This window comes from Nocardiopsis sp. SBT366 (assembly GCF_001083815.1).
Classification (GTDB): domain Bacteria; phylum Actinomycetota; class Actinomycetes; order Streptosporangiales; family Streptosporangiaceae; genus Nocardiopsis; species Nocardiopsis prasina.
Genome location: NZ_LAVM01000036.1, coordinates 48,249 through 58,595 on the forward strand (window position 1 = coordinate 48,249; position 10,347 = coordinate 58,595).

Annotated in this window: 10 protein-coding genes and 1 tRNA gene; 4 read left to right on the forward strand and 7 right to left on the reverse strand. The window is 67.3% G+C overall.

All coding sequences use genetic code 11. From position 1 onward, the window contains the following. Positions 1 to 69: 69 nt before the first annotated feature. Together pknB and ADX84_RS13140 are read left to right on the forward strand one after the other, a co-directional pair. The gene (gene pknB, locus ADX84_RS13135; RefSeq protein ID WP_049572937.1) at positions 70 to 1,878 is read left to right on the forward strand and encodes a Stk1 family PASTA domain-containing Ser/Thr kinase; all 1,809 of its coding nucleotides are present in this window, start codon (positions 70 to 72) and stop codon (positions 1,876 to 1,878) included. Between the two features lie 173 nt (positions 1,879 to 2,051). Beyond that, positions 2,052 to 2,306 carry a cell division protein CrgA gene (locus ADX84_RS13140; protein ID WP_049572940.1) on the forward strand — a complete coding sequence of 85 codons (255 nt, stop codon included), beginning with the start codon at positions 2,052 to 2,054 and terminating at the stop codon, positions 2,304 to 2,306. 246 nt (positions 2,307 to 2,552) lie between these two features. Here ADX84_RS13140 and ADX84_RS13145 read toward each other — a convergent pair whose 3' ends face one another. Further along, positions 2,553 to 3,269, reverse strand: coding sequence for a rhomboid family intramembrane serine protease (locus tag ADX84_RS13145; RefSeq protein WP_234003950.1), 717 nt, complete (start codon positions 3,267 to 3,269; stop codon positions 2,553 to 2,555). Positions 3,270 to 3,515: 246 nt separating this feature from the next. After that, positions 3,516 to 4,040 (reverse strand): peptidylprolyl isomerase, encoded by a 525-nt coding sequence (locus ADX84_RS13150; protein ID WP_049572946.1) that lies wholly within the window; start codon positions 4,038 to 4,040, stop codon positions 3,516 to 3,518. Between the two features lie 244 nt (positions 4,041 to 4,284). On the opposite strand from ADX84_RS13150, the gene ADX84_RS13155 reads away from it, so the two are divergent. Further along, positions 4,285 to 4,842, forward strand: a complete 558-nt coding sequence (locus ADX84_RS13155) for a hypothetical protein (protein ID WP_049572949.1) — start codon at positions 4,285 to 4,287, stop codon at positions 4,840 to 4,842. 118 nt (positions 4,843 to 4,960) lie between these two features. Here the strand turns inward: ADX84_RS13155 and ADX84_RS13160 are convergent, their stop codons facing one another. The 5 genes from ADX84_RS13160 to ADX84_RS13175 all read right to left on the reverse strand — a co-directional run bounded on the left by ADX84_RS13160 (position 4,961) and on the right by ADX84_RS13175 (position 8,451). Beyond that, on the reverse strand, positions 4,961 to 5,611 hold the full coding sequence (locus tag ADX84_RS13160; protein ID WP_082206469.1) for a DUF1707 and DUF4870 domain-containing protein: 651 nt from the start codon (positions 5,609 to 5,611) through the stop codon (positions 4,961 to 4,963). 260 nt (positions 5,612 to 5,871) lie between these two features. Beyond that, a complete protein-coding gene (locus ADX84_RS13165; RefSeq protein ID WP_049572951.1) occupies positions 5,872 to 6,201 on the reverse strand; it encodes a WhiB family transcriptional regulator in 330 nt (109 codons plus the stop codon). 888 nt (positions 6,202 to 7,089) lie between these two features. Continuing rightward, a tRNA-Ala gene (locus ADX84_RS13170) sits at positions 7,090 to 7,162 on the reverse strand. A gap of 150 nt (positions 7,163 to 7,312) precedes the next feature. After that, the gene (locus ADX84_RS26635; RefSeq protein WP_014912962.1) at positions 7,313 to 7,435 is read right to left on the reverse strand and encodes a DLW-39 family protein; all 123 of its coding nucleotides are present in this window, start codon (positions 7,433 to 7,435) and stop codon (positions 7,313 to 7,315) included. Between the two features lie 185 nt (positions 7,436 to 7,620). Next, positions 7,621 to 8,451 carry a helix-turn-helix transcriptional regulator gene (locus ADX84_RS13175; protein ID WP_082206471.1) on the reverse strand — a complete coding sequence of 277 codons (831 nt, stop codon included), beginning with the start codon at positions 8,449 to 8,451 and terminating at the stop codon, positions 7,621 to 7,623. A 227-nt stretch (positions 8,452 to 8,678) separates the two neighbouring features. On the opposite strand from ADX84_RS13175, the gene ADX84_RS13180 reads away from it, so the two are divergent. Further along, the gene (locus tag ADX84_RS13180) at positions 8,679 to 8,987 is read left to right on the forward strand and encodes a hypothetical protein (protein WP_017546622.1); all 309 of its coding nucleotides are present in this window, start codon (positions 8,679 to 8,681) and stop codon (positions 8,985 to 8,987) included. The last annotated feature ends 1,360 nt before the right edge of the window (positions 8,988 to 10,347 follow it).

The following is a 10,347-nucleotide window of genomic DNA, read 5'->3' on the forward strand; positions in this document are numbered from 1 at the left end:
GCCAGAGACGATCAGGGTAGGCGGCGGCCCTCGGGCGGCTTCCGGATGACACGAGGATGAGTGCACGACATGTCCCAGCCCCGGCTTCTCGGCGGCCGCTACGAACTCGACACGGTGGTCGGGCGCGGTGGCATGGCCGAGGTACACCGCGCACGCGACCTCCGGCTCGACCGGCTCGTCGCCATCAAGACGCTCCGCCACGACCTGGCACGAGACCACGTCTTCCAGGCGCGCTTCCGCAGGGAGGCGCAGTCGGCGGCGTCCCTGAACCACCCGGCGATCATCGCGGTGTACGACACCGGTGAGGACATGGTCGACGGGGTCTCCCTCCCGTACATCGTCATGGAGTTCGTGGACGGGCGCACGCTCAAGGAGCTCCTGGACGACGACCGCAAGCTGCTGCCGGAGCGTTCGGCGGAGCTGGTGGACGGCATCCTCAAGGCCCTGGAGTACAGCCACGACAACGGGATCGTCCACCGGGACATCAAGCCCGCCAACGTGATGCTGACCAAGAACGCCGAAGTCAAGGTGATGGACTTCGGCATCGCCCGGTCGATGGACGACAACCAGGCGACGATGACCCAGACCTCCCAGGTCATCGGCACCGCGCAGTACCTCTCCCCCGAGCAGGCGCGCGGCGAGCGGGTCGACCCGCGCAGCGACATCTACTCGACCGGCTGTGTGCTCTACGAGCTGCTCACCAACCGGCCGCCGTTCACCGGCGACTCCCCCGTCTCGATCGCCTACCAGCACGTCCGCGAGGACCCGGTGCCACCGTCCGATCTGGACGGGCAGATCCCGGAGTGGCTGGAGGACGTCACCCTCCGCGCGATGACCAAGGACCGCGAGGAGCGCTACCAGAACGCCGCCGAGATGCGCGCGGACATCCAGCGCGGTCTGGCCGGGATGCCCACCCAGGCGGGCACCATGGCGATGGCCGCGGCCGGTGCGACCACCGCGATGCCGCCCGCCGGCGACGACCGGTACGACGACTACGACGATGACGACTACGACGACTACCGGGACGAGAAGAAGCGCGGCGGGGGCAGGGCGGCCCTGTGGGCCCTGCTGGCCCTGGGCGTGATCGGCTCGATCATCCTGGTGTTCTTCCTGATGAACCAGAACAGCACGGAGGACGTCCCGACGATGGCCGTTCCCGACCTGGCCGGGAGCACACTGCCGGAGGCGGAGGCCGAGCTCACCGAGGACGGGTTCGAGAACTTCCGCTCCGAGCAGAGGGCCGACGACGAGATCGAGGAGGGGACGGTCATCGAGACCGACCCCTCGGCCGGATCGGAGATCGAGGCCACCACCTCCATCGTCGTCTACGTCTCCTCCGGCCCCGGGGCCGTGGAGGTCCCGAACGTGGAGAACCAGTCGGAGGCCGACGCGCTGTCGACGCTCAACGACGCGGGCTTCGAGAACGTCGCCACCGACCGCAGGGCGAACGACAGCATCGCCGAGGGCAACGCGGTGGGAACCGAGCCTGACTCCGGCACGGACGCCGACCCCTCCGAGGAGATCACGCTGATCATCTCCTCCGGTCCCGACCAGGTGGGTGTGCCCGACCTCCAGAGGATGACGCGCGAGCAGGCGGAGAACGCGCTCAGCTCCGCCGGGCTCAGCGGTGACTTCCAGGAGCAGGAGAACGGCGACGCCCCGGAGGGCACCGTCATCAGCCAGTCGCCCTCCGCCGGGCAGAACGTGAACACGGGGAGCACGGTGACCGTGACGCTGGCGGTGGCCCCGGCCGAACAGCCCACCGACCCCGAGGAGCCCACGGACCCGGGCGAGCCCACCGATCCCGGGGAGTCCGACGGCCCGACCTTCCCGGACTTCCCGGGCCCGGGGGACGACTTCGTCTTCCGCAGGGACTAGGACGAGGCCGACACGACGGCGGGCGGGTGCTCCGAGGAGCCCCGCCCGCCGTCGTGTGCGCTCCGGGAGCCCGAGGCGTTGGGCTATTGGAACCATCCTCCAGTGACGTGCGCCCCACCCGACCCGTAGACTGTGTTCGTTCCGAACCGCCGCTAATCCTTGGAGCAACGACCGTGCCCAAGTCCCGCAACGACCGCAAGAAGAAGGCTGTCTACACGCCGCCTCCTTCCAAAGAGAAGCCGAAGGTCAGTCCGCGTTGGCTCGTGCCGACGATGCTGGGGTTCTTCATCCTGGGCATTCTCTGGATCGCGGTCTACTACATCGCGGGTTCCCAGGTGCCCTACATGCAGGACTGGCACAACTGGAACCTGCTGATCGGCTTCAGCGGGATCATCATGGCCGTCATCCTGTCCACGCGCTGGCACTGACCCCCCGTCGCGCACCGCGCGGCACCCCCTGACCCGAGCGGTCCGACAACGGCGCCAACGTCCCCCGTGGGCGTTCCACCTGCCTTGATCAGGTTTTCCACAGGGTTATCCACAGGCTGTGGGTAGCTCTGTTCGCATGCCCGGAAACGGAACCGACCACCGGCGTCCCGGGGGGCCCTGGCACCAGGAAGGCCCCCGGAGGACTTCACATCCTCCGGGGGCCTTCCTGGTGCCGACCGAGTCGGCTCAGACGGACAGCACCGAGAACCAGAACGACGGCGCCAGGAACAACAGCACGATCAGCAGGACCACGAAGGCCACCACGAGGACCGTGTGCGTCAGGGTCCGCCGTCCCTCCCGACCCGACGAACCGGACGGCAGGTGGGCGAAGACCGCGCCGAGGGCCAGCCCCGCCACGAGACCGCCGATGTGCGCCGTCCAGGAGATGCCGGGGACCAGGAACGTGATCCCCAGGTTGAGCGCCAGCAGGACCAGGATCATCCGCATGTCCAGCCGGAGGCGCCGGCCGATCACGAAGACCGCCCCGAAGAGGGCGAAGATCGCGCCGGAGGCGCCCACCGAGAGCTGACCGGGAGCGAAGAGCGCGCTCATGACGGACCCGGCCAGGGCGCCCGTGACCCACAGAGCGATGAACCGGCCGTGCCCGAGCCAGCGTTCCAACTGCTGCCCCAGGAGATACATCGCGTAGCCGTTGAACAGCAGGTGCATGACACCGCCGTGCAGGAAGGCCGCGGTGATCAGCCGGTACCACTCGAATTGCAGGATCGCGGCGAAGCCGTGCATGCCGAACTCGACGACCAACGGTGACCGCCCGGCCTGGCCGACCGGGTCGGAGGTGCCCAGCTGAACGAGGAAGCCCACCGCCATCAGCGCCAGGATCGTCCAGGTCACATAAGGCTTCTGGACGACCCGGCCGCCGAAGGTGGTCCGTGCGGACCGCACGCTCCGGTTCCCCTCCGCCACGCACTCGGGGCACTGGAACCCGACAGACGCCTCGACCATGCAGTCCGGGCAGATCGGCCGCGAGCACCGGGTGCAGCTGACACCGGTCTCCCGGCCGGAGTGCCGGTAGCAGGTACGAGGTGTTCCCGGCTCGGAACCGGGTTCGGACGGGCTTCCTGGCGGAGGGGGATACGCGGTCATGGGTGGGTCGTCACTCCTCTGGGTCTCACCGCTGTGGTTCCAGATCTAGCGGGTGATCTCGACGCTGTTGATCACCACGTCCTCGTGGGGACGGTCCTGCGCGTCGGTCGAGACCTTGGTGATCTCGTCGACGACGTCACTGCCCTCGACGACCTCGCCGAAGATGGTGTGACGGCCGTTGAGCCAGTACGGCTCACCGACGGTGATGAAGAACTGCGAACCGTTGGTGCCCGGGCCCGCGTTGGCCATGGCCAGCAGGTACGGACGGTCGAAGCTCAGGTCCGGGTGGATCTCGTCCCCGAACTTGTAGCCGGGGCCGCCGCGACCGGTGCCCAGCGGGTCCCCGCCCTGGATCATGAAGCCGTCGATGACGCGGTGGAAGACCGTGCCCTCGTACAGGCTGCTGTTGGACGGCTTGCCCGTGCTGGGGTCCACCCACTGCTTGGAGCCGTCGGCCAGCCCGACGAAGTTGGCGACCGTCTCCGGCGCCTGCTCCTCGAAGAGCTTGACGACGATGGTTCCCTTGGAGGTGTTCAGCCGCGCGGTGGGCTGACCCGTGGAGTCCGACACCTCAGTGCCTTTCGGTCGAGTGAGATTTACGTGCTCACGTTACCCGTCCGTCCACCGCGTTTCGCCTGAACCCGATCGGCCCCTTGACGGTGTCGAAACGTAGATCACAGACGCAGAGGACGTATGTTGAGATAACACCCGGATAACGGGGAAGGACGACGGGAAGCCGCCCGGGGGGCCGCACGCGTCGGCCACCGGGTGGAGGAACCCAACGAACCTGAGATCGATCGAAGGAGCTGACGACGTGCCTATCACTGCCAAGCGTCGCAAGGCACGCAAGGAGGCCGAGGCCAGCCTCGCCCGCTTGCAGGACCTGGCCAAGGAGCAGGCCGACCGTTTCGGCCCGTACGCGGACCAGGCACGGGACCAGGCGGCGCTCAGGCTCCTCCAGGCGCGTGGATGGACCGCTCCTCGGCTGGAGACCGCCGCGCTCCGTGTCGAGGACACTGTGGCGCCCAGGGTGGCCGGGCTGCTGACCACGGCCGCGCAGCGGATCGACCCGAAGCCGACTCGCCGCGGGCTGCGGCTGCTCCGGCGCGGGAACCGCCGTGTGCCTCGAGGGGTGCTGATCGGTGGCGCCGCCGTGGTCGGCGGCGTGATCGTGTACTCGCTCATCCGGATGCGCCAGGCCTCACAGGACGCCGAGTGGCAGGAACACCTGGACCAGGCTCGCGAGCAGGTCCGTGAGACCCGTGAGCACCTGGAGGAGAAGGCCTCGGACGCCGCCGACACCGCGACCGAGACCGCCAAGGCCACCAAGGCCAAGGCGAAGGAGACGGTGCGCGCCGCCAAGAAGGACTGACGTCCCGGACCTGACATCCCCCTCCCGGTGAGGGCGGAGCCCCTCCGGGAGGGGCCCGCCGACCGGTGCGTTCTGTGAGCCGCGTCGAGGTCTCGGCGCGGCCTCAGTCGTGTTCGGGTCAGTTGTCCTTGATCAGGCGGTACACCAGCGGGTACTTCCAGCTCCGGCCCATCAGGGCCCCGGCGGCGGCGATGATCGGCAGGATGAACCAGCCGAGGAAGATACCGACCAGGACGAGGGCCGGTAGCACCAGCCAGACCAGCAGGAGGCTCGCGATCGCGCCGACGAGGCAGAAGAGTTGGAAGTTGAGCGCCTCCATGGCCTGTCGCCGCAGGTAGGGCGACAGCTCCCCGCCGATGAGCAGCAGTACCAGCGGGGCCAGGAAGGGCAGGAAGAAAGCGGACAGGTGTCCGGCGGCCGCCCCGACCTTCTCCACCGGGTTGTCGGTGGTCAGCTGCGGCTCCTTCTCCCCCTTGCCCTGCTGCGGGCCGGTGGCCCCGCGGGCGTTCCCGGTCCCGCCGGGCGAGACGCGGACCCCCAGGTCGGCCGTGAGCGGCACGAGGTCCGCGCTGACCTTGGCCCGCATGGCGTGGTCGAGCCGGTCGCCGAACTCGTCCTCGTCCAGCTGCCCCTGCGAGTACGCCTCGCGGAGCACCTCGGCCACGGCGTCGCGGTCAGCGTGGGTGAGCCGTATGTGCGGCTCGGGAACGGCGGGGCTCTGATCCCACGGGTTCCGCCTCGGCGGCTTCTGAGGGTTCTGCACGGCCATCCCCACTCCCAGTGTGCTCGGTGAGCACGGCCGTACGAGGATGACCGCGCTCCCCTCCATGATGCGGCATCACACGCGGTGCGGGTATGGGGGGCGTCCCTGATCCTCCCCTGATCCGGTCCTCCCCCCAAGGGAGGAGACCGGCATCGACTTTGGTCGGAACGCGCCACACACCGCCGCGGTCGCCGTCACGGATTGGCGCGAGCATCCCCGTGGCCGACCGTCATCCGTCCGGGCTCCCCTCCCAGACGGGTCTCACCTCACTGTCGCGCGGTGACGGGCACCCCGGGACGCGCGGGCTCCTGCTCGGTCCGCTCCTCCTCGTAGCGCCGCTCGGCGTTGGTGAGCAGGTCGAACCAGCTGGTGACGTCCTTGCGCCGACGCAGCAGGGCACGGCGCTCGCGTTCGGTCATGCCTCCCCAGACACCGAACTCGATCCGACTGTCCAGCGCCTCGGCGAGGCACTGGGTACGCACCGGGCATCCCCGGCAGATGAGCTTCGCGCGGTTCTGCGCGGCACCCTGAACGAACAGGGCGTCAGGGTCGATTTCGCGGCACTTGGCTCGGGCCGCCATCTTCTCATTCCACATGTTGCCCCACTCCCAAGATCAGCATGTGTGGTGATCGAATCCCACCGGAGGGCTCAGGCCTTCCGATGGACGAGGAACAGCGGACCGAAGCGAGGACGGTGCACGATGCCGGGCGGGGGGCCGCGCGGCTCGCCTTCGGGGGTCGTCGTTTCGGCGCGCTGTGTTTCTCGTTGTCGTTGGTGTCGAAACTACGGATCGCCGGAGTTCACCAACAGGCCCCAAGAGGCCTATTTCTCATATGGCCCACTAGGACCATTGCCTCCTGAGGAAGTGTCATCATACACACACGGAGAGTCACCGCATGTGATACAAGCACCCCCGCGCAACCACAATGAAAGGTCGGTCTCAGACCATTCCCTGAAAACCATGATGACCTGCGACTTCACACCATCCCATGGGCGAGAGTCCCCACTGCGACAGGCGTGCCCCAACAGGACACGCTGTCACCGAACCCACCCGATCGGGCTATGCGGACCCCCCGGACAGACGTGCAGGGCAACCACACAGGTCCCCCAATTCACTCCCACACGAACGCATACATAACTACCGTTTAGTAACCTCGGGGAATTTTTCGCGAGTCCGTTCCGGAGCGTCCCATCCAATGTGACCAAAGGTCCCAGCACCGGGATTTCGGCACGAATGGCTCACGGTCCATGATTCGCGGCATCCGTTGGCCCACGGTCAAGGTCGTCCAGGACCTGATGGGCGCCGCGTGCTCCGGAGTCACCGTTGCGGCCGACAAGATCATCACCGGCAGGTCCACCCCCTCCACGGGAGCGACCGCGAGGAACCCCAGGAGCCTGGGCGGCGCGCCTGCGCGCTCTGGGTGCTCACGCGTGCGAGGAACGACGAAGCGGCCCTGTGCCAAGCACAGGACCGCTTCGGGGGTGGAGCCAAGGGGAGTCGAACCCCTGACCTCCGGTATGCAAAACCGGCGCTCTGCCAGCTGAGCTATGGCCCCAACGGGCCCGGGAACATCCAGGCCACCTGGAGAGCATACCCGCATCGCGGGGCCGCACAGCACAAAGCCGTGGGTCGCACCACGGGATTGTCGGCCCACCCACGTCTTCGTGTCACCTGGAAAGCTCTCGGCCCCTGAGCCGAAGGGCGATCAGCTCTCGCTGGCCGCGGTGGCTTCCGTCCACAGGTCGAGCTCGGCGCGGTCCGCCTGGATCTTGCGGTAGACGGCGAAAGCCCCGAGGGCCACCAGCGCCAGAACGATGATCTTCTTCACTGTCCGGACCCTTTCACTGTTGGAAAACCGGTCGTACGCACGGGCTCCCTGAACGAGAGCCCCGTGGGCAACTTTATGAGGTTGTCACCTAGCAGACTAGCAAGCCATGGCGGGCGGTCCCTGCCATGGTGGACGGATTCACACCGTCTTCTTCCGCTGATCCGCCCTGAGGGGGTTCCGCACGGTCAGGTCAACAGCGCCATGCGCCCCAGAATCCCGACCGTGGACTGGGGGGAGGCCGCGATCCGGGTGAGTTCCTCCCAGACCCTCCGGCACGAACGGAGCGCGTCCTCAGCCTCGACGATCCCTCCGCCCTGGGTGGAGTCCACGTACGCGAGGTCGGCCTCGTCCTCCTCGAACTCGAGTATGGAGAAGGGTCCCGCGAACCCCGGATGGGGTCCCGCGGACGTCGGCAGCAGCTGGACCGTCACATGCGGCTCGGCGGCCAACTCGACGATCCTCCTCGTCTGCCCGCGCAACAGGCCCAGATCACCGGAGACGCGTTGGAGGGCGTCCTCCTCGACGACCGCGTGGTAGTGCCCCAGGGACCCGGAGTCGAGGATCTCCTGGCGTTTCAGATACGCGGCCACCATCCGCTCCGCCGCGTGCTCCCCGTGCCCCAGGCGCCGAGCCAGGGCGGCCGTGTAGTCCGGCGTCTGGAGGAGATCAGGCACCAGGATGCCCGCGTAGGACCTCAACGACACCGCTCCGGCCTCGTTCCCCACGTAGGCCGACGACAGCACGTCCTCGTACTCGGTCCACCAGGGCCGCAGGCGCGACTCCCGAACCAGCGTCAGGATGGCCTCCCGCTGTCCCCCGGTGACCCCGTACAACCTCAGCAGCGCGGCGATCTCCATGACCGAGGGCCACTTGCGGATACCCGTCTCGATGTGACCCAGCTTGGCCGGCGACCACTCCAACTCCTCCGCCACGTCGTTGAGGGTCATGCCCGCCTGGACACGGCGACGTCGGAGTTCGGCGGACAGTCGCCGTCGGCGAACAGTGGGGCTGGTCATAGCACTGATCCAATGACGCAGAGTGTCGGGTCTATCAGCGAAACACGACACCTAGCATCTAGCAATGAGTTTCTAGAAAAGAGCGACCGATTCGATGCATTACGAGACGGACCTCAATGCCAAAACCGAAGGTTTGTTACGATAAGTAACCACATCCGCAACACGAACCCACAGTTGAAAAGCGCGTACGATGCTTGAGGGCGTACCCGCACACATAGAGGAAACCCATGAGCTACCCGCTTGACGACGCAGAGCAGTTGATCGCGAACGCGGAGGCCCAGATGCCACCCAGCACCCGGTCACGCCTGATCGCGAAACTCCGCATGGGTAAGCACATCGACGACGCCGCCAAGGAGCTGGACATCAGCCCCAAGCAGGTCTTCTCGACGGCGCGAGTCCTCAAGCCCTTCGGCGAGCAGCTCGACGCCACACTCACGAGCCAGCGCGATCCCTCACTCCCCCACGGCAGCGTCACCGGCTACAACAAGCGCTGCCGCTGCCCCGAGTGCCGCGGCGCCCTCCAACAGCGGGTCTGAACCACTCCGTCCTCATCTGGCCACCTCTCCCACCTGCGTCAACGAACCGTTAACCCAGACTTCTCCAACCAATACGCCGAACAGAGGCTTACGGACGTGGAAGTTGGGGAGACCGCTGAACATGAACGAGCACGTGGACTGGTCGACGTTGAGCGAGGACGACTTCGTTGCGCTGCTGCGGCAGCTCATCGACACACCTGAAGCCGACGAGGACTGAGCACCGCAGGTGCCCATCACCCCTTAGGGGTCAGTACCTCCACCGTGCCCTGCTCCTGCACCCCAGAGGGCCCGAAGGCCACCCGCGCCCCTTCGGGGCTGGAAGCTCCACCACGCGCTGCTGCGAGGCACACCCGGGCAGCGCCCCGCACCGAAGGGACCCCGACCGTGCCGCACGGCGCCAGCCCCCTCAGACCCTGGGGGTCTGGAAACGGTCACGTGAGTGCCCTCGTTGGTGTGTGCGCCAATGCTGGGGACACGTTCTTCTGAAGCGCGTCGGTTGTCCTGGGGGTGGGTCGGCTGCGTTCCTCGCGCTCTTACATACTGCCGGAACAAGGTGCGTAGCGGCCACCGATGGCTGCCACACCAACCAGGATGAACACCGCGCTCAGGCCACCACCAGGGGCGCGGCGGTAGTAGCCCGCACGCACCAACCCCCTCGGCCACAGGGGGTTGGAAGCTTCGCCCTGCGCCGTAGTAACCCGCACGGCGCAAACCCCCTCAACCCCAGGGGGTGTGCGCGTGCAAGTGTGCAGCCGCCTCAGCCCCAGGAGGTGTGCTTGAAGCCCCGTCCCCCCTGGTTGAACCCGCACGGCGCAAACCCCCTCAGACACAGCGGGGTACAAACGTGCACTCGTGCGCCTGGTTCAGTGGTGCGGGTTGGCGGGAGTGCGGTAGGCGGCGCTCAGACGGCAGGGGTTTTCGCCAGAGGTGGGGACACGCATCTCTGGAACACGTCAGTAGTCCTGGGGGGTGGCCCGTCGCCGTACTTGGCCCTGAACTGCCAGTCGTGCACCGGTCTGCTCATCCGCCAAGTGCGGTGCGGGCACAGCACCATGCGCCAACCTCGCCCTGACCAGAGCGAATGACCCCAAGGGGTACGCAGTAACCGGCACCCGACCACCTTTAGCCAATGGGAAAAACGGGTTGGCCGTAGAACCCTCCCGCTACAGCAACCACAACCCCAGAACCCACAGCGAACACCAACCCCCACACTCAAGGCCGCGCACCCAACCAACACCCACAGCGAACAGCAACCACAGACGAACCCCCAGGTGGCCTGCGGCCCCAGGGGTTTTCACCTGCGGCCCCGCTCTGGCTACTTCCTGATCGTGTCGGTGGCCCAAGCGTTGTGCTTGGCCGT